Annotated in this window: 21 protein-coding genes; 8 read left to right on the forward strand and 13 right to left on the reverse strand. The window is 62.7% G+C overall.

The window, feature by feature from the left end; genetic code table 11:
• Positions 1 to 69 precede the first annotated feature (69 nt).
• Positions 70 to 1116, reverse strand: a complete 1047-nt coding sequence (locus tag AC72UB_RS14630) for a hypothetical protein (RefSeq protein WP_463290343.1) — start codon at positions 1114 to 1116, stop codon at positions 70 to 72.
• Positions 1117 to 1164: 48 nt separating this feature from the next.
• Positions 1165 to 1635, reverse strand: a complete 471-nt coding sequence (gene greA / locus AC72UB_RS14635; RefSeq protein ID WP_463290342.1) for a transcription elongation factor GreA — start codon at positions 1633 to 1635, stop codon at positions 1165 to 1167.
• A gap of 270 nt (positions 1636 to 1905) precedes the next feature.
• Between greA and AC72UB_RS14640 the strand changes: the two genes are divergently transcribed.
• The 3 genes from AC72UB_RS14640 to AC72UB_RS14650 all read left to right on the forward strand — a co-directional run bounded on the left by AC72UB_RS14640 (position 1906) and on the right by AC72UB_RS14650 (position 6280).
• Entirely contained in the window at positions 1906 to 3555 is a 1650-nt protein-coding gene (locus AC72UB_RS14640; protein WP_505190417.1) for an electron transfer flavoprotein-ubiquinone oxidoreductase, read from the forward strand.
• A gap of 119 nt (positions 3556 to 3674) precedes the next feature.
• Positions 3675 to 5432, forward strand: coding sequence for a tetratricopeptide repeat protein (locus AC72UB_RS14645; protein WP_463290340.1), 1758 nt, complete (start codon positions 3675 to 3677; stop codon positions 5430 to 5432).
• The gene (locus AC72UB_RS14650) at positions 5429 to 6280 is read left to right on the forward strand and encodes a 4-(cytidine 5'-diphospho)-2-C-methyl-D-erythritol kinase (RefSeq protein WP_505190418.1); all 852 of its coding nucleotides are present in this window, start codon (positions 5429 to 5431) and stop codon (positions 6278 to 6280) included. Before AC72UB_RS14645 ends, AC72UB_RS14650 begins: the two co-directional genes overlap by 4 nt.
• On the opposite strand, the gene AC72UB_RS14655 is transcribed toward AC72UB_RS14650, so the two are convergent.
• Positions 6281 to 7279, reverse strand: coding sequence for a polyprenyl synthetase family protein (locus AC72UB_RS14655; protein ID WP_505190419.1), 999 nt, complete (start codon positions 7277 to 7279; stop codon positions 6281 to 6283).
• 46 nt (positions 7280 to 7325) lie between these two features.
• On the opposite strand from AC72UB_RS14655, the gene AC72UB_RS14660 reads away from it, so the two are divergent.
• The 3 genes from AC72UB_RS14660 to AC72UB_RS14670 all read left to right on the forward strand — a co-directional run bounded on the left by AC72UB_RS14660 (position 7326) and on the right by AC72UB_RS14670 (position 8578).
• Positions 7326 to 7553, forward strand: coding sequence for a putative signal transducing protein (locus AC72UB_RS14660; RefSeq protein WP_505190420.1), 228 nt, complete (start codon positions 7326 to 7328; stop codon positions 7551 to 7553).
• Positions 7540 to 8316, forward strand: coding sequence for a tRNA1(Val) (adenine(37)-N6)-methyltransferase (locus AC72UB_RS14665; protein ID WP_505190421.1), 777 nt, complete (start codon positions 7540 to 7542; stop codon positions 8314 to 8316). The genes AC72UB_RS14660 and AC72UB_RS14665 overlap by 14 nt, the downstream gene beginning before the upstream one ends.
• A gap of 94 nt (positions 8317 to 8410) precedes the next feature.
• On the forward strand, positions 8411 to 8578 hold the full coding sequence (locus AC72UB_RS14670) for a YdcH family protein (RefSeq protein WP_463290336.1): 168 nt from the start codon (positions 8411 to 8413) through the stop codon (positions 8576 to 8578).
• Between the two features lie 18 nt (positions 8579 to 8596).
• Here the strand turns inward: AC72UB_RS14670 and yddG are convergent, their stop codons facing one another.
• From yddG to AC72UB_RS14690, 4 genes are all read right to left on the reverse strand, one after another.
• The gene (gene yddG, locus AC72UB_RS14675; RefSeq protein WP_463290335.1) at positions 8597 to 9466 is read right to left on the reverse strand and encodes an aromatic amino acid exporter YddG; all 870 of its coding nucleotides are present in this window, start codon (positions 9464 to 9466) and stop codon (positions 8597 to 8599) included.
• 112 nt (positions 9467 to 9578) lie between these two features.
• The gene (phbB, locus tag AC72UB_RS14680; protein WP_505190422.1) at positions 9579 to 10304 is read right to left on the reverse strand and encodes an acetoacetyl-CoA reductase; all 726 of its coding nucleotides are present in this window, start codon (positions 10302 to 10304) and stop codon (positions 9579 to 9581) included.
• Between the two features lie 127 nt (positions 10305 to 10431).
• Positions 10432 to 11604: an acetyl-CoA C-acetyltransferase gene (locus AC72UB_RS14685; RefSeq protein ID WP_505190423.1), complete on the reverse strand. Its 1173-nt coding sequence runs from the start codon at positions 11602 to 11604 to the stop codon at positions 10432 to 10434.
• Between the two features lie 110 nt (positions 11605 to 11714).
• On the reverse strand, positions 11715 to 12557 hold the full coding sequence (locus AC72UB_RS14690; RefSeq protein ID WP_505190424.1) for an EAL domain-containing protein: 843 nt from the start codon (positions 12555 to 12557) through the stop codon (positions 11715 to 11717).
• Positions 12558 to 12681: 124 nt separating this feature from the next.
• On the opposite strand from AC72UB_RS14690, the gene AC72UB_RS14695 reads away from it, so the two are divergent.
• Entirely contained in the window at positions 12682 to 13248 is a 567-nt protein-coding gene (locus AC72UB_RS14695; RefSeq protein WP_505190425.1) for a DNA-3-methyladenine glycosylase I, read from the forward strand.
• A gap of 144 nt (positions 13249 to 13392) precedes the next feature.
• Here AC72UB_RS14695 and rplT read toward each other — a convergent pair whose 3' ends face one another.
• The 4 genes from rplT to pyk all read right to left on the reverse strand — a co-directional run bounded on the left by rplT (position 13393) and on the right by pyk (position 15774).
• Positions 13393 to 13755, reverse strand: a complete 363-nt coding sequence (rplT, locus tag AC72UB_RS14700; RefSeq protein WP_463290328.1) for a 50S ribosomal protein L20 — start codon at positions 13753 to 13755, stop codon at positions 13393 to 13395.
• A 13-nt stretch (positions 13756 to 13768) separates the two neighbouring features.
• Positions 13769 to 13969 (reverse strand): 50S ribosomal protein L35, encoded by a 201-nt coding sequence (gene rpmI, locus AC72UB_RS14705; protein ID WP_505190426.1) that lies wholly within the window; start codon positions 13967 to 13969, stop codon positions 13769 to 13771.
• A gap of 104 nt (positions 13970 to 14073) precedes the next feature.
• Positions 14074 to 14298, reverse strand: a complete 225-nt coding sequence (locus AC72UB_RS14710; RefSeq protein ID WP_463290327.1) for a hypothetical protein — start codon at positions 14296 to 14298, stop codon at positions 14074 to 14076.
• A 30-nt stretch (positions 14299 to 14328) separates the two neighbouring features.
• Complete coding sequence (pyk, locus tag AC72UB_RS14715; protein WP_505190427.1) at positions 14329 to 15774, reverse strand: pyruvate kinase; 1446 nt, start codon at positions 15772 to 15774, stop codon at positions 14329 to 14331.
• A gap of 201 nt (positions 15775 to 15975) precedes the next feature.
• Between pyk and AC72UB_RS14720 the strand changes: the two genes are divergently transcribed.
• Complete coding sequence (locus tag AC72UB_RS14720) at positions 15976 to 16689, forward strand: N-formylglutamate amidohydrolase (RefSeq protein ID WP_505190842.1); 714 nt, start codon at positions 15976 to 15978, stop codon at positions 16687 to 16689.
• Here the strand turns inward: AC72UB_RS14720 and AC72UB_RS14725 are convergent.
• Together AC72UB_RS14725 and dgcA are read right to left on the reverse strand one after the other, a co-directional pair.
• Positions 16686 to 17546 carry a D-amino-acid transaminase gene (locus tag AC72UB_RS14725; protein ID WP_505190428.1) on the reverse strand — a complete coding sequence of 287 codons (861 nt, stop codon included), beginning with the start codon at positions 17544 to 17546 and terminating at the stop codon, positions 16686 to 16688. The genes AC72UB_RS14720 and AC72UB_RS14725 overlap by 4 nt on opposite strands.
• A 2-nt stretch (positions 17547 to 17548) precedes the next feature.
• A complete protein-coding gene (dgcA, locus tag AC72UB_RS14730) occupies positions 17549 to 18511 on the reverse strand; it encodes an N-acetyl-D-Glu racemase DgcA (protein ID WP_505190429.1) in 963 nt (320 codons plus the stop codon).
• Position 18512 lies beyond the last annotated feature (1 nt).

The following is an 18512-nucleotide window of genomic DNA, read 5'->3' on the forward strand; positions in this document are numbered from 1 at the left end:
CGATTAACAGGGCGCCTCCCCTCCCCCCGCGTGGGGAGGGGCCGGGGGTGGGGGGCCGCTGGCGCAAGTTTAGTCAAAAATCCCGGTCACCCGGCCCAACAGCATGAAAGCCCGCACCGTGCGGGTTTCGGCAAGGTCGGTCAGATCGCTGTCGGTCGCGCCTTGCTCAAATTCGAGAAACACCTTGTCAAAGCTGCGCAGGAAGTGATGCACGGCATCCTTAAAGATCGCATCTTCGCGCAGCCGACCCGCCGCCAAAGCCAACGATGCGCGGTCGCGCACCCCGCCCAAGGCCGCGATGCCACGCCCACGTTCACCCATCGCAAAGCGCCGCCAGATTTCGGGGCGGGCGCGGTCGGGCTTGAGGTCATCCATATAGATGCCCTCTTGGCTGAGCAGTGTAAGCACATCCTGCGCCGCGCGGATCAGTTTGGCGACATTGCGATCTTCCAGCGCGGCGCGCAGCGCACGGAAGCCTTCCTTGTCGTCGGGGTTTTCGGGGAATTGCAGCGCGCGGATGAAATCGGTGTTCGACAGCGGCGGGCGCAGCGCCTCGGCCGGGGTGCCAAGCGCCAGCGCGGGCTGTTCGGCGGCCGGGTCGGGCTGCGGGGTGGCCATGGTGGCCTTGCGATCCGCCGAGGGCTGCACCAGTGACGTATCGCGCCGCGAGGTGAAGGTGGCGAGCGCTGTTTCAGTTTGCCGCGCGGTTTGGGCGATCTCGTTGATCTTGCGCTCGACCGACGGCTTGATGCCGCCCTGCTGGCCCGCCAAATAGGCGCTGCGCATGGCGTCCACCGTGGCTTGCAGCCGCGCCGCCTCATGCCGCAGGCTGCGGACGGACCGCAGGGTCACTGCCGCCGCCCAGATCAGCGCCAAGGGCAGGAACACCACCAAAAGCGTCAGCACGAGGCCCAGCGGGGCCGCATCGGGCGGGGCTTTCCAGATATAGGCAACCACCGCCGATACCCAGACCACACACAAAGCAATCGCCACCCACTCGGTGGAGGACAGCCGCGGATCGGCCCCACGGGGCGCATATAGCCCAAGCTCCCCCGGGCGCGGTTCGAATCCGCGCGTCTCGGGGTCTCGGGTGTGCTGGATGTCCTTGTCAGGCATCGTCACTCACTGGTTTGGTCGGCAGTTGCGGGGGCGCTCCCCCGGGCTTTAAATGTAGCGGATCGAAAGAATTTCGTAACTGCGATTGCCGCCGGGGGTCTTGACCTCGACCGAGTCGCCCTCGTCCTTGCCGATCAGGGCGCGGGCCAAAGGCGAGCGGATGTTCAGCTTGCCCGCCTCGATATCTGCCTCGGTTTCACCGACGATCTGATAGGTTTTCTCCTCGTCGCTGTCCTCGTCGACGATGGTGACCGTCGCGCCAAACTTGATCGCCCCCGACAGGCGGGTCGGATCAATCACTTCGGCCAGGGACAAAAGGCCCTCAAGCTCTTTGATGCGGCCTTCGATGAAGCTCTGTTTCTCACGCGCCGAATGGTATTCGGCGTTTTCCGACAGATCGCCATGCTCGCGCGCTTCCGCGATGGCGCGGATGATGGCGGGGCGTTCCACGCTTTTCAGATGCTTCAACTCTTCGTCGAGTGCGACGAAGCCGGCGCGTGTCATCGGGATCTTTTCCATGAGCCTTTTCACATAAATGACAAGGCCACGGCCCGGGTGCGGACCATGACCTTGAGAAACCTACAATCCCAACAGACCCCGAAGGCGCACCAAATGCAAGGGGGAATGGCGCGAATAGGCATTATGGCGTCGGGGCGGGCCAAGCGGACGCGACAGAAAGTTTCCCTCATGCCGCAATACCAAAACATGATGTTGCGTCATGGTTGACCTTGACCTGCCCAAAGGGCAAACACGGGCGCAACGAAAAAGCCGGGAACCGAAGAGGAAGCCATGACCGAAATCGTGCGCGAAACGATGGAATATGACGTTGTGATCGTGGGCGCGGGGCCGTCCGGCCTGTCGGCGGCGATCCGGTTGAAACAGATCAACCCTGACCTGTCAGTCGTGATCTTGGAAAAGGGATCCGAGGTTGGCGCGCATATCCTATCGGGCGCGGTTCTGGACCCTTCGGGCCTTGATGCGCTGATCCCCAACTGGCGGGACAAAGGCGCGCCGATCAAGACCGAGGTGCAGGAGGATAACTTCTATATCCTTGGGCCAGCCGGTCAGATGCGCATCCCGAACTTTCCGATGCCGCCCTTGATGAACAACCACGGCAATTACATCGTCTCGATGGCGAATGTCTGCCGCTGGCTTGGCCAACAGGCTGAGGAATTGGGGGTTGAGATTTTCCCGGGCATGGCGTGCTCGGAAGTGATCTACGGCGAAAATGGCGAAGTGCGCGGCGTGGTCGCGGGCGAGTTTGGCCGCAACCCCGATGGCACGCCGGGGCCGTCCTATGAGCCGGGCATGGTTCTGGCCGGGAAATATGTGTTCCTCGGAGAAGGCGTGCGTGGGAGCCTCTCGAAAGAGGTGATCGCCAAGTATGACCTCTCGGCCGGCAAGTGCCCGCAGAAGTTTGGCCTTGGCATGAAAGAAATCTGGGAGATTGACCCGGCCAAGCACAAGCTTGGCACTGTCACCCACACGATGGGTTGGCCGCTTGGGTCGAACGCAGGTGGCGGGTCGTTCATCTATCACATCGAGAACAATCAGGTTTACGTCGGCTTCGTCGTCCACCTGAACTACGAAAACCCGCACCTTTACCCCTACATGGAATTCCAGCGCTTCAAGCACCACTCGATGGTGGCGGAACTCTTGAAGGGCGGCAAGCGCGTGGCCTACGGCGCGCGGGCGATTTCCGAGGGTGGCTGGCAGTCGATCCCGAAGATGGTCGCGCCGGGCGTGGCTCTCTTAGGCTGCTCGGCGGGCCTCGTGAACGTGCCGCGCATCAAGGGCAACCACAACGCCATGCTGTCGGGCATTGCGGCGGCAGAGGCGGCGGCCAAGGCCATCGCGGCGGGACGTGCCAGCGATGAGCTGAACGATTACGAGACGGCCGTTCGCACCGGCTCGATTGGCAAGGACCTGAAGAAGGTCCGCAACGTCAAACCGCTTTGGTCCAAGTATGGCCTGATCGCCAGCCTGACCTTGGGCGGGGCCGATATGTGGGCCAATACCTTTGGCCTGACCATTCTGGGCACGCTGCGCCACGGCAAGAACGACGCCAAGGCGACCGGCAAGGCCAAGGATTTCGCGCCCATCGACTACCCCAAGCCCGATGGCGTGTTGTCGTTCGACCGGCTGACCAACGTGGCGTTTTCCTTCACCAACCACGATGAAAACCAGCCCGCCCATCTGCGGCTGAAGGATGCCTCGGTGCCGATTTTGGTGAACCTGCCCGAATATGCCGAACCCGCGCAGCGCTATTGCCCGGCAGGTGTGTATGAGGTGATCGCCGAAGAGGGCAAAGAGCCGCGCTTCCAGATCAACTTCCAAAACTGCGTGCATTGCAAAACCTGCGACATCAAAGATCCGTCGCAGAACATCACTTGGACCACGCCAATGGGCGGCGGCGGACCGAACTACCCGAACATGTGATCGCAGGGCAGCGGATTTTCTGACAAATTCATGCGGGTCGGGGGAACTATCCCCCGGCCCGCATTGCTTTTGTCGGCCCGTCTCACTAGCTATTTGGCAATCCAACAAGGAGCCTGCCCATGCCATCGCCCGCGCCCAAGGTGCTTCGCCCTGTGTTCGGCCCGGTTCTGATGGCGCTTTGCCTTGGACTGGGGCTTCCCGCCTTGGCGCAAGAGGCCGAAACCGACCCGGTCGAAATGGTGGATGGCGATGCGGGGGCCTTTCTGGCGGCGCGTGCTGCGGCGGGCCAGTCTGACCACACCGCCGCCGCAGACTGGTTCGCCCGTGCTCTGCTGAGTGACCCGACCAACGCAGGTCTTTTGGAAGGTGCGATCCTCGCCAATATCGGGCTCGGGGAATGGGGGCCTGCGGCCAATATGGCCCGGGCGCTGCAAGAGCTTGGGGCGTCTTCACAGGCTGGATATCTTGCGCTTTTGGTCGAGGCGATTGCGGCCGAGGATTACGCGCTTGTGTTGGAGACAAGCCGCGATGGGGCCAGCGATGGCGCGCTCTTGGATGTGTTGGTCAGCGCATGGGCCGAGGTCGGGCTGGGCCGCATGTCCGAAGCGACCGCGACCTTGGACAGCCTCTCCAAGACCCAAGGTATGGCCACCTTTGGCATGTACCACAAAGCCTTGGCCTTGGCCTCAGCAGGGGACTACGAAGGCGCCCATGCGATCTTATCCGATCCCAATCAGGGCGCCTTGCAGTCCCTGCGGCGCGCAGTGCTGGCCCATGCCCGCATCTTATCGCAGCTGGAGCGCAACGCTGAAGCCTTGGCGCTTTTGGACGCCAGCTTTGTTGGCGAGCCAGATCCCGAATTGGCACAGTTGCGCCTCAGGCTTGCGGCAGGCGAACCGGTGCCGTTCGACAGCGTCACCAGCGCCAAGGAAGGCTTGGCCGAGGTGTTCTACACCGTTGCCATGGCGCTGGGGCAGGACGCCGACGCGACCCATACGCTGATCTATGCCCGCGCCGCACAGGCCCTGCGACCCAATCAGGATGACACCGCCCTTTTGGTCGCCGGGCTGTTGGAGGAACAAGGCCAGCATGACCTTGCCATTGAGGTTTATGCCACGGTTCCCGCCACAAGCCCCACGTTCCACATTGCGGAAATCGGGCGCGCAGAAGCAAACCGGTCCGCAGGTCGCACCGAAGCGGCGATTGAGATCCTGCAGGGCCTTGCCCGCGCAAAGCCTGATCTGTTGGTCGCCCATGTCGCCCTTGCCGATGCCTATCGGCGCGACGAGCGTTTCGCCGAGGCGCGCGATGTCTACACCACCGCCATCGACCTTTTGGGCCCGCCACGCCCCGAGAACTGGGGGCTGTTTTTCAGCCGGGGCATCTGCGCCGAGCGTCTGGGCGACTTTGAAGGCACCGTGGCCGACATGCGTGAGGCGCTGCGGCTGAACCCTGACCAGCCGCAGGTGCTGAACTACCTTGGCTACAGCTATGTCGACCGGGGCGAAAACCTTGAAGAAGCCCTGTCGATGATCGAACGCGCCGTCGCAAAGGAACCGGGATCGGGCTATATCATCGACAGTCTGGCTTGGGCCTATTACCGGCTGGGCCGCTATCAAGATGCAGTCGCGCCGATGGAGCGGGCCTCGCTTCTGGAGCCGGTTGATCCGATTGTCACGGACCATCTGGGTGATGTTTACTGGGCCGTGGGCCGCACGCGCGAGGCCGAATTCCAGTGGCACCGAGCGATGTCTTATGGGCCGACCGAAAAGGACGCCACCCGCATCCGCCGCAAGCTTGAGATCGGGCTGGACGCCGTGCTGGCCGAAGAAGGGGCGCCACCCCTTGCCCCGGTTGAGGCCAAGGCCAACCCGTGAGCGCGCGGGCGGAAACCGCGCTGGCGCGCGCTAAGGTCAACCTGTCGCTGCATGTCACCGGGCAGCGGGCCGATGGGTATCATCTTTTGGACAGTTTGGTGGTCTTTGCCGATCTGGGCGATGTGATCACGTGCACAGGGGCAAAGCCGCTGACGTTGGACCTGTGCGGCCCCGAAAGCCAAGGGCTGACAGCGGCCGAGGACAATCTGGTCTTGCGCGCGGCGCGGGCCTTTGGCGCGCCCTTTGGGGCGGCGATCACGCTGGACAAACGGCTGCCCGTCGCCTCGGGCATTGGCGGCGGCTCTGCCGATGCGGCGGCGACGCTGGTGGCCTTGTCACGGTTGTGGGGGCTGGGTTTGCCCTCGGCAGACCAGGTCTTGGCGCTTGGGGCCGATGTGCCGGTCTGCCTTGCCGGGCATGCCGCTCGGATGCAAGGGGTTGGAGAGCAGGTCAGCCCCCTGCCCCATGCCCTCCCACCCGCCCATCTGGTGCTGGTCAATCCGCGCGTTCAGGTGTCCACCCCGGTGGTCTTCAAGGGTCTGGCGCGCAAGGACAACGCCCCCATGCCCGCCGATCTGCCACGGCTCAGCACCGTGGCCGAGTTGGCGGCGTTTCTGGCAGCACAGCGCAACGATCTGGAAGCCCCCGCCCTGCAGGCAGAGCCTGTCATCGGGCTGGCCAAGGCAGCGCTTGGGGCGCAGGCGGGCTGCTATCTCGCACGGATGTCGGGATCAGGGGCCACCTGCTTTGGGCTTTTCGCCGATGCGCAATCGGCAGGGGCAGCAGCGGCGGCCATCCGCGCCGCCTATCCGACATGGTGGGTTGAAGCGGCGGCGATAGCGGCCTGATCAGGCGATCCGGGCCACCACATAGGCCGACAAATCATCCAGCATCTGGCGCAAAGGATGGTCAGGCACCTGCGCCAAAGCCGCACGCCCGCGGGCAGCCCATGCGAGCGCATCCGCGCGCGCCGCGTCCAGAGCGCCGTGACGGTTCATGATTTCCTGCGCCTGCGCGAGGTCACCCTCACGCTGGTCGCCCTTTTCAATCACCCGCACCCAAAAGGCGCGCTCTTCGGCATTGGCCTTGGCCACCGCCTTGATCAGCGGCAAGGTCAGCTTGCGCTCGCGGAAATCGTCGCCCACATTCTTGCCGATGGCGGCCGTGGTGCCGGTGTAATCCAGAAGATCATCGGCAATCTGAAAGGCGATGCCCAAAGCGTCGCCATAGGTGTAAAGCGCTTGCACCACATCTTCGGGCGCGCCTGCGACAACGCCGCCCACCTCGGTCGCCGCCGAGAACAGGGCAGCGGTCTTGCCGCGCACCACTTTCAGATAGATGTCCTCGCTCGTCGCCAGATCCTGCGCGGCGGTCAGTTGCAAAACCTCACCCTCAGCAATGGTGGCCGAAGCATTGGCAAGGATCGCCAAGACGCGGATCTGCCCAGGTTCGGTCATCAGCTGAAAGCTGCGGGCGAAAAGGTAGTCGCCAACCAGAACCGATGATTTGTTGTCCCACAGCAGGTTCGCCGTCGGCCGCCCGCGCCGCTGGGCGCTTTCGTCAACCACATCATCATGCAACAGCGTGGCGGTGTGAATGAACTCCACCGCCGCGGCAAGATGCACATGATAGGGCCCTGCATAGCCGCACAGCCGCGCTGCGGCCAAGGTCAGCATTGGGCGCAGGCGCTTGCCGCCCGCCTCGATCAGATGGGCGGTGACTTGCGGAATGCGGGGGGCGTGTTCCGAGGCCATACGCTCGCGGATCAACAGATTGACCGCAGCCATATCGGCAGCCAGATAATCTGCCAAACGATCCTGCGGTTTTGGCATGTGATCCAAGGACATCCCCATTCGTCTCGACTTTCTGTCTCACAGCCGCGAAACTAGGGCCATGAAACTTTTGCTTCAGACAACCGATCCGACTGTGATCGCCTTTGCCCAAGCCCTTCTTGAAGGCGAGGATATAGCCAGCTTTGTGCTGGACGTCCACATGAGCGTGTTCGAAGGCAGCATAGGCATTCTGCCGCGCCGGCTGATGGTGCTGGAGCGGGATTGGGTCGAGGCGCGCTCGGTTATTCGGGCCAATGGCATTGACGAAGGCTATGATGCAGAGCCCTGATTTTGACGAGGCCGCGCTGTCGCGTGATGCGTTCCTGTGCGGGCGTTTGCACCTGTGGCAGCCGAAAAAGGGCTATCGCGCGGCGACAGACCCTGTGATCTTGGCAGCCGCCTGCCCGGCGAAGGCGGGCGAACGCGTGTTGGATCTGGGCTGCGGCGCCGGAGCGGCGGCGTTGTGCCTTGCCGCACGGGTTCCGGGGGTGCAGCTTGCCGGGCTGGAGTTGCAGCCCGCCTATGCGACGCTGGCGCGGCGCAATGCGGCCGAAAACGGGGTCGAGATGCAGGTCGAATGCGGCGATCTGGCGCAGATGCCCGTCGCGCTGCGCCGGGATTTCGACCACGTCATTGCCAACCCGCCCTATTACCCGGCCGGAGGCACGCGCTCGCCCAATGCGGCGCGGGCGACGGCCTTGCAGGTGGACACCCCCTTGGGCGATTGGGTGCAGGCCGCCGCGCGCCGTCTGGCCCCTGGCGGTTGGCTGACCTTGATCTGCGGGGCCGATGGGCTGCCTGCCGTTCTGGCGGCGATGGGCAGCAAGATGGGCTCGGCCAGCGTCCTGCCCTTGCAACCACGTGAGGGTCGCGCGGCGCTGCGCATCGTGCTGCGCGCCCGCAAGGGCGGCAAAGGCGCGTTCCAGCTCTTGGCACCCTTGGTGCTGCATCAGGGCGCGGCGCATGATGGCGACCGCGAGAACTATACCCCCCGCGCCAGCGCGGTGCTGCGCGGCGGCGAAAGCCTCTCAGCGGAATTCAGCGAATTTTGACCAAATGCGCCGGAACGCGATGTGAAGTTTTCGTGACAGACCGCCCGATTCGTGGTGCACTGAAGATGTTGCCACCATCATCAGGAGGACTTCCATGAGCGTCGCTTCCCACATCTCCGAACTCAAGAAGAAGCACGAAAACCTAGCCGATATGGTCGAAAAAGCGCAGCGCGCGCCGGGTGCAAGTGACTTGCAGATCGCTGAGTGGAAAAAGCAGAAGCTGAAGATCAAGGAAGAGATCGGCCGCCTGTCGCAAGCCTAAGCGGTTAGGCCCGATTCCTTATGCCTGAGCTTTCAGGCTGGCGCGGGCGGCCAACGCCGCCCCGCCCGTGATAAGAACCGCTGCCAAAAGCAAGATCGGTTTGCCCTCGGCAAGCCCGGCGGCGATCAGGGCCAAGGTGGACAGCAAGGGCGCGGCATAGGATGCGACGCCCAAAAGTTGGATGTCGCCCTTCTTCATGCCGATGTCCCATGTAAAGAACGCGGCCCCCACCGGGCCAAGGCCAAGGCCAATCACCGACAGCCAGCCCCAACTGCCCTGCGGCCATGCGGTGACCTCCCAGATCAGATGCGCAGGCACCGAAAGGGCTGCGGTCAGCAGGCAATAGACAACAACCGATTCCGTCGGCACATCGCCCAGACGCCGCGACAGCACCGAATAGGCCGCCCAAGCCAGCGCACAGAGAAAGGCCAGCGACAGGCCCAGAACCGGCACGGCCTCCGCGCTGCCCCCCCGACCCATCACGATCAACCCGGCCCCAGCAAAGGCCACCAGCGCGCCGATGACATGCAGCGGGCGTAAACGCTCGCCCGGCAAGAGGCCGGAAAACAGCACGATGAAGAGGGGCCAAAGATAGGCGATCAGCCCGGTTTCGGCGAAGGGGGCGATGCGAAAGGCGGTGAAATAGAGCGCGTGATAGCCGAAAAGGCCAATCGTGCCAAAAGCATAGACCTTCCACGAGATTTGACGCAGCACCCCGAACCCCGCGCCAAACCCGATCCAGACAAGCCCAATGGCCCCGCCAATGCCAAAACACAAAGCGTTCAGCAGAAAAGGCGGCACTGGGGCCGAACCGATGGTCATCAGCGCCAGCAGCGCCCACATCAGAATGGCGGTAAAGCCGATGGCGGTCGCCTTTTGCCGTGTCATCTCTGCCCCCTGCGCTTTGCGCCCAGCGTTACGGCGGCATCTGGCCTGCCGCAAGGGTCGGCATGAAAAAGCCCGGCCGCAGGGCCGGGCTTTGGAGGGTCATGAGTTCGGCTTAGACGAAGTACTGCCCGCCATTTGCAGAAATCGTGGCGCCGGTGATAAAGCCCGCATCGTCGGCGGCCAAGAAGGCCACGCAGCGCGCAATCTCTTCCGGCTCGCCCAGACGGCCCACCGGGATCAGCGGGATGATGCGTTCGGCCAGCACCTTTTCGTCAATGGCGCGGACCATTTCCGTACCGATATAGCCCGGGCAGATCGCGTTCACGGTGATGCCCGCGCGGGCGCCTTCTTGCGCCAAAGCCTTGGTAAAGCCCAAATCGCCCGACTTGGCGGCCGAATAGTTGGCTTGGCCCGCCTGACCCTTTTGGCCGTTGATGGACGAGATGTTGATGACACGGCCAAACTTGCGGTCACGCATACCCGACCACAGGGGGTGGGTCATGTTGAACAGGCCGGTCAGGTTGGTGTCGATGACTTCCTTCCACTGGCCGGGGGTCATCTTGTGGAACATGGCGTCGCGCGTGATGCCCGCGTTGTTCACCAGCACATCCACCGGGCCAACTTCAGCCTCAACCTTGGCGATGCCCGCCACGCAGGCGTCGTAATCGGCGACTGACCATTTGTAGGTCGGGATACCGGTTTCCTTGGTGAAGGCGGCTGCCGCCTCATCATTGCCTGCATAGTTTGCGGCCACCTTGTATCCTGCCGCCTTCAGTGCCACCGAAATCGCCGCGCCAATGCCGCGCGATCCGCCTGTGACCAATGCTACCCGTGCCATGATTCCTCCATTTTAGGTATGACAGTGTACGTCGTTGAAATCCTGTTACCGAAATGACGAGGGGCGCGCAACTTTATTGCGCGCCCATTTTGCAGATGCGGCGAAATTTCGCGATTGCGGCGAAGTTTTAACGTTCCAGCGTCAGGGCCACGCCCATGCCGCCACCGATGCACAGGGTCGCCAGACCCTTCTTGGCGTTGCGACGGCCCATTTCGTGGATCAGCGTGTTCAGAACGCGGCAGCCCGAGGCGCCGATCGGGTGGCCGATGGCAATCGCGCCGCCGTTCACGTTCACAATCGCCGGATCCCAGCCCATGTCTTTGTTCACAGCGCAGGCTTGGGCGGCAAAGGCCTCATTCGCCTCGACCAGATCAAGATCGCCGACTTTCCAGCCCGCCTTATCCAGCGCCTTGCGGCTGGCATAGATCGGGCCGACGCCCATGATCGACGGGTCAAGCCCGGCGGTGGCATAGGAGGCAATCCGCGCCAAGACCTTCAGGCCGCGCTTTTCGGCCTCTTTGTCGGTCATCAGCAGAACCGCCGCTGCGCCGTCATTGATGCCGCTGGCATTGCCTGCGGTGACCGAGCCGTCCTTGGTGAAGGCCGGGCGCAGTTTCTGCATCGACTCCAACGTCGCGCCATGGCGGATATATTCGTCGGCATCGACCACGATATCGCCTTTGCGGGTTTTCACGGTAAAGGCGATGATCTCATCGGCGAACTTGCCCGCCTTCTGCGCGGCCTCGGCCTTGTTCTGGCTTTCCAGCGCGAATTGATCCTGCATGTCGCGCGAAATCTGCCACTGGTTGGCGACGTTTTCGGCGGTCTGACCCATGTGATAGCCGTTGAAGGCATCCCACAGACCGTCACGGATCATCGAATCGATGAAGTTGAGGTCGCCCATCTTCTGCCCGGCACGCAGATGCGCGACATGGGGCGACAGCGACATGTTTTCCTGACCACCGGCGATGACGATCTTGGCGTCGCCCAGCGTGACATGCTGCGCGCCCAAGGCAACCGCCCGCAGACCCGAGCCGCAGACCTGGTTCAGACCCCAGGCGCTGGATTCTTTCGCCAGACCGGCGCGGATGGCGGCCTGACGGGCCGGGTTCTGGCCCTGACCTGCGGTCAGCACTTGACCCAGAATGATTTCTTCCACTTCGGCCTTGTCGATCCCGGCACGGGCCACGACGCCTTCGATCACCGCAGCACCCAGATCATGGGCCGGAGTGCCCGCGAACGCGCCGTTGAAGCTGCCAACGGCGGTCCGCCCCGCTGCAACGATTACCACATTGGTCATGAACTATCCCCTCCATTCGCCCAGCGACGGGATGCCGCTTTGCAGCATGGCTAGGCAAAGCGACATGCAAAAGCAAGCATGCTTGCGTGCCATTGTGACGCAGCACACCGTTACGCGCGTTTGCGCTGGGGAATGGCGGGGCCGAAATCGGGTTTCAGGTTGGCCGCGCCAAAGAGATAACCCTGCAGGCAATCTACCCCCAGGTTCATCAAAAACCGGGCTTCCTCGGGGCTTTCGACGGCTTCGGCGACGGTGAACATGTGAAAATGCTGACCAATCGACAACAGCGCCGCCGTGCGGGCGGCATTGTCCGGGTCGCGGTGGATGTTGCGGATGAACTGACCGTCGATCTTGAGGATATCAAAGAAGAAATCCTTGAAATAGCGGATGGCGGTATAGCCCGATCCGAAATCATCCAACGCAAAGGCGACGCCTTCGGTCTGCAGATCTTTCATGAAAGCGATCACCAGTTCGGGCACCAGCATGGCCGAACTTTCGGTGATCTCAAGGATCAGCCGCTCTCCCACCGTGGGATCGGCGGCGAGGCCTTTTTTCAGGACACGCATCCAGCGAGGATAGCCGATGGAGCGGGCCGACATGTTGATGGAAATGCGTGTTGCCGGATGGCGAAGCAGGGCGCTCAACCCCAGTTCCAGCGCGATGCAGTCAATCTCGCGCCCGATGTCGGTGCTTTCGACGGCACCGATGAAGTCCTTGGCGGGAATAACCCGGCCATTTGGATCCAACACGCGAATCAGCCCTTCGTGAAACGCAACGCGATCAGGGTCGCGCGCCAGCACCACCGGCTGATAGGCCAGCCGCATACGGCGGGCGTCGATCGCCTCGCGGACCATTGAAATGGTTTCACGATCCTGCTGCGAGATCATGACGCCCAACGGGCTTGCCACACCTGAAACGGCGTCAAGTTTCGGTTTGCGCTGTTCTGGCTGCATATGGCCCCCCAAGTTCGCCCTGCGAAAGAGCAATCCCTTCACCGCGCCAAAGTGTCGCCTTTCAGGTAAAGACCCGGTAAAAGATGGCTCTTGCCTCAAATGATCCACATTCGCGAGAGCCTGCATGACCGACCTTGCCCGTTGCCCATGGTGCGGCACAGACCCGCTTTATGTCGCCTACCATGACAGCGAATGGGGCATCCCCGAACATGATCCGCGCGCCTTATGGGAATGCCTGATGCTGGAGGCCTTTCAGGCAGGGCTCAGCTGGATCACCATCCTGCGCCGCCGTGAAACCTTTCGAGCGGCCTTTGCCGGGTTCGACCCCGCCGTCGTCGCCACATGGGGCGAGGCGGAAACCCTACGCCTTCTGCAAGACCCCGGCATCATCCGCCACCGCGGCAAGATCGAAGCCACCATCCGCGGCGCGCGGGCCTTTTTGCGGATTGAGGCGGGTGAGGGGTTTTCAAACTTCATCTGGAAGCATGTGGACCATCAGCCGATCCTCAACCATCTGCCCAACATGGCCGCCGCGCCAACCCAAACGCTTCAGGCGCAGGCCTTGGCCAAGGCGCTGAAGAAAGAGGGCTTCACCTTTTGCGGTCCGACGATCACCTATGCCTTCATGCAGGCGGTGGGCATGGTGAATGACCATCTTCTGACCTGCCCGCAGCACCCGTCCAATCGCTAGGCTTTCATCTTGGCCAAAATACTCTGGGTGCGAAGCGGCGTGCTGCGCAGCGGGGGCTGGCCACGGGGCTTGGGGACGCAAACTGACTGGCAAAACGAAAAAGGCCCCGCACAATGGCGGGGCCTTTTCAAACTTGGTCGCGTCTTAGGCCAGAGCGGCCTTGGCTTGGGCGGCGATGGCGTTGAACGCCTCGGGCTCATGCACGGCCAGATCGGCCAGAACCTTACGGTCCACTTCGATGCCAGCCTTGGAGAGGCCGTCGATCAGGCGCGAGTAGGTCATTTCAAGGTCGAACAGACGCACAGCGGCGTTGATCCGCTGGATCCACAGGGCGCGGAACTGGCGCTTGCGGGCCTTACGGTCACGGGTCGCATACTGCTGGGCCTTGTCGACGGCCTGAGTTGCGGTGCGGAAATTGGTCGAGCGGGCGGCATAATAGCCAGCCGCCTTCTTGATCACCTTGCGGTGACGGGCGTGGGTCACAACGCCGGATTTTACGCGGGACATATCTCAGGCCTCCTTAGCGGTTATACGGCATGTATTTCTTGACGATCTTCTCATCGCTATCACACAGGATCATCGTCCCGGATGCGTCGCGGATGAACTTCGTCGAGCGCTTGATCATGCCGTGGCGCTTGCCGGCCACGCCTGCCTTCACATTGCCATTGGCCGTGAAGGAGAACCGCTTTTTCGCAGCGGATTTCGTCTTCATCTTGGGCATTTCCATCTCCATGGTTACAGGCGCGACTCGGCATGCCACGTTGGCCGGCCCCGCAGGGTATTGAAGCCGCCGTCATAGGCGGGCTTTGCGAAAGGTGCAAGAGTTCAGTTGATAAAGCGCCCAATCACCGAAAACACGACTTCGGGGATTTCGGCAAAGGTATAACCTGACGGCTTTTGCGTCAGCGCCACCACCACAAGCACACCGCCGATCAGCACCATAATGGCACCAGCGCGCGGCGCGCGGCTTTCGGCAAAGGCCGACAGAAGCGAGGGAATGGCCAGCACCGAGATGGCCAGCCCAAGAACCAGCATCAGATCCGTATCCATCGCACCCTCACACACTGAACCTAAGTTCAGTTATTCAGGATCGACCTTCGAAATCAACCGTTCATCGCAGGGCGCGACGCGCAGGATATTGGTGGTGCCCTTGACGTTGAAAGGCACACCAGCGGTGACGACGATCATGTCCTCTTCCCCGGCAAAGCCATCGGCGCGGGCGGCCTTAACGGCAGAAATCACCGCACCCTTAAAGCGTTCTTGCGGTTCGGTGATGACGCAATGCGCGCCCCATGTCAGCGCAAGGCGGCGGGCGGTGGACATCAGCGGTGTCAGCGCAATGATCGGCACGCGGGGCCGTTCACGCGCCACAAGGCTTACGGTTTGGCCGGATTGCGAGAAGCAGGCGATGGCCTTGATGTTGGTCGCCTCGGCAATCTCGCGCGCGGCGGAGACGATGCCATCGGCAATGGTTTCGCGGCGCACAACGCGAGAGGCTTCGATCACCTGACGATAGGTCGGGTCCTTTTCAACCGAGAGCGCGACGTTGTGCATCGTGGTCACGGCTTCGATCGGATATTTGCCGGCGGCGGATTCGGCCGACAGCATGACGGCATCGGCACCTTCATAGATTGCGGTGGCCACGTCGGACACTTCGGCGCGGGTGGGCACCGGGCTTTCGATCATCGATTCCAGCATCTGGGTTGCCACGATCACCGGCTTGGCCGCCGCACGCGCGCCGCGCACAAGGCGCTTCTGGATCGGCGGCACCGAGGTGACGGGAAGCTCCACGCCAAGATCGCCACGCGCCACCATGATGCCGTCTGACACCTGCAAGATAGCGTCATAGGCCTTTACCGCTGCGGGCTTTTCGATTTTCGACAGAATCGCGGCACGGCCTTTGGCTAGGCCACGCGCCTCGGTCACATCTTCGGGGCGCTGGACGAAGGACAGGGCCAGCCAATCCACGCCCAGCGCGCAGGCAAATTCCAGATCGCCCCGGTCTTTTTCCGAGAGTGCCGCTAGGGGCAGCACCACGTCGGGCACGTTCACGCCCTTACGGTTGGAAATCGTGCCACCAACGGTGACGGTACAATTGGCGAAATCCTTGCCGCAGTCATCCACCACAAGGCGGATCTTGCCATCATTCACCAAAAGGCTGGCACCGGGTTCAAGGGCGGCAAAAATCTCGGGATGGGGTAGTTGCACGCGGGTGGCGTCACCCGGCGTGGCGGCAAGGTCCATCCGGAACTTGGCGCCTTCGACAAGCTCTTCCTCGCCATTGGCAAAGGAGCCGACGCGCAGCTTCGGGCCCTGAAGATCGGCCAGAATGCCGATGGGGCGGCCAAGATCGGCCTCGACCTTGCGGATGATGGTGTGGCGGGCCTCAATGTCGGCATGGGTGCCGTGGCTCATATTCAGGCGGAACACGTCGGCACCCGCCTCAAACAAGGCACGGATGGTGGCGTAGTCGTTAGAGGCTGGGCCGAGAGTGGCAACGATCTTTACACTGCGCAGGCGTCTCATGGCGGCCTAGTCCTTTTGGTCTGTGTCTGGAAACTTCGGGGTTTCGCGGGTTTATGGACGAATATGCCTCTGGGGGCAACGAGGCAAGCCGTTAGCGCTAACTTTCTGCTTGCCCTGTTGCATGAGCAAGGTTTTTCCGGTGGAAGGCTAGACAGGATCGGTAAAGACAAGGTGACAACCGTGCAGGAGGCCTATCAGATCATGGGCGAGAGCCGTCCGGGGCGCTGGCTGGTGACCTGCGATCATGCGTCCAATCGGGTGCCGGATTGGGTGGGGGCCGGGTCTTTGGGCATCGCGCCCGAGGATATGGCGCGGCATATCGCATGGGATGTGGGCGCAGCGGGGCTGACCCGCGCGCTGGCCGAGGCCTTGGACAGCCCGGCGATCCTGTCGGATTTCTCGCGTTTGGTGATTGACCCGAACCGGGGCGAGGATGACCCGACCTTGGTGATGCGGCTTTATGACGGCACGATCATTCCCGCCAATCGGTATCTGGATGAAGCGGGGATTGAAGAGCGGCTGGCGCGGCTTTATCGGCCCTATCATTCCGCCTATGCCCAGCTTGCCGCGCGGCGCGAGGATACGGTGATCGTCGCCATCCATTCCTTTACCCCCTGCCTGAAGGGCCGCCCGCCCCGGCCTTGGCATGTGGGCGTCCTCCATTCGCATCTGGACAGCCGGTTTTCGCTGCCGCTGATTGCGCGGCTTCAGGCCGAGGCAGATCTCTGTGTGGGCGACAACGAGCCCTACAACGGCCACCTGCCCGGCGATGCGATTGATCGGCATGCCTTGGCCGTGGGGCGGCACAACACGCTGATTGAGCTGCGCAATGATCTGATTGCGACCGAGGGCCAACAGCGCGCGTGGGCTGCGCGGCTGGCGCCGATCTTGCAAGAGGTCTTGGCGGCGCTTTAGACCGCCGCGCGGCGCATCTCATCAAGGTAGATCTCGCGCAGACGCGCGACGATATGGCTGGGTTTGCCGGTGCCCACCGCTTTGCCGTCCACCTCGACCACCGGCATGACAAAGGCCGATGCGCTGGAGATGAAGGCCTCATCGGCCGCTTGCGCCTCGGCGATGGTGAAGGGGCGTTCCTCCACCTCCATCTGTGCCTCGGTGGCAAAGCGCAAAACGGCGGCGCGGGTGATGCCGTGCAGGATGTCATGCGAGAGCTGGCGGGTGATGATGCGGTTGCCCTTGACGATATAGGCGTTGTTCGAAGTGCCTTCGGTCACCACGCCGTCTTCGACGAACCAGCTGTCATCGACCCCGGCCTTTTTGGCGGCCATCTTGCCCATCGACGGATACAAAAGCTGCACCGTTTTGATGTCGCGCCGCGCCCAGCGCAGATCGGGGATCGAGATCACCTTCATGCCGGTCTTGGCGAGTGAATTGTCGGCAAGGCCAGGCTTTGACTGGGTGAACAGCACCACGGTGGGTTCCGTCTCGGGGGTGGGATAAGCAAAGTCGCGGTCGCCGGGGTTGCCGCGCGTGACTTGCAGATAGACCATGCCCTCGGTCACGCCGTTACGGGCCACCAACTCGCGGTGAATGGCCAGCCATTCCAAGTTGTTATGGGGGTTTTTCATCTCCAACTCGCCCAAAGAGCGGGCAAGGCGCACGCAATGACCGGCAAAGTCGATCAGCTTGCCATCCAGCACCGAGGTCACCTCGTAGACCCCATCGGCCATCAGGAAGCCACGGTCAAAGACCGAGACCTTGGCCTCATGCTCGGGCAGGTAGTCGCCATTCAGGTAAACGGTGCGGGTCATGGTCAGCCCCAAAGCTCTGGTGTGGACGGATGCACGCCATGGGCATCATAGCGCAGCGGATGCTCCCGGTCTTGGGCCAGCAGAAGCGGGCCGTCAAGGTCTGTCTCATCCGCCGTCTGCGCCACCAAGACCGCAGGGGCCATCGCTAGGCTGCTGCCAACCATGCAGCCCACCATAAGACCAAAGCCAAGCCGGGCGGCTTCGTCACGTGTGCGCAGCGCCTCGGTGAGCCCCCCGGTCTTGTCGAGCTTAAGGTTCACCATGTCATATTTGCCCTTGAGCGCGGGCAGGCTGGCGGCGTCGAAACAGGATTCGTCGGCACAAACCGGCAGCGGGCGGGCGATCTCAGCGAGCATCTCATCAGCCCCCGCAGGCAAGGGTTGTTCGACCAAAGCCACCCCAAGGCGCAAAAGGTGCGGGGCAAGCTCGGTGTAAATCTCGGGCGTCCAGCCTTCATTGGCGTCGATCAGGATTTTCGCAAGCGGCGCGCCTTGGCGCACAGCCTCCAGCCGGGGCATGTCATCGGGCGTGCCGAGTTTGATCTTGAGAACCGGGCGATGGGCATGAGTGGCGGCCATGGCGCGCATCGCCTCGGGCGTGTCGAGCGATAGGGTATAGGTCACCACCTTTGGCCCCGGCTCAGGGAGGCCGGCCAGCTGCCAAACGCGGCGGCCTGCTGTTTTCGCCTCCAGATCCCACAGCGCGCAGTCCACCGCATTGCGGGCGGCACCTGGCGGAAGCGCGCTTTGCAGCGCGGCACGGGTGATGGTTTCGGGCAGGCTTTCGATCTGGGCGGTCACGGACTCAAGGCTTTCGCCATAGCGGGCATAGGGCACGCATTCGCCCCAGCCGGTGATCCCGCCGCGCGTGATGCGAACGGTCAGCACATGGGCATGGGTCTTGGACCCGCGTGAGATGGTGAACGTTTGGGCGAGGGCAAAGACGTTATGGCAGACGCTGAACATC

Origin of the sequence: Allotabrizicola aquatica (SeqCode), from assembly GCF_965194375.1 — a bacterium.
GTDB lineage: Bacteria > Pseudomonadota > Alphaproteobacteria > Rhodobacterales > Rhodobacteraceae > Tabrizicola_A > Tabrizicola_A aquatica.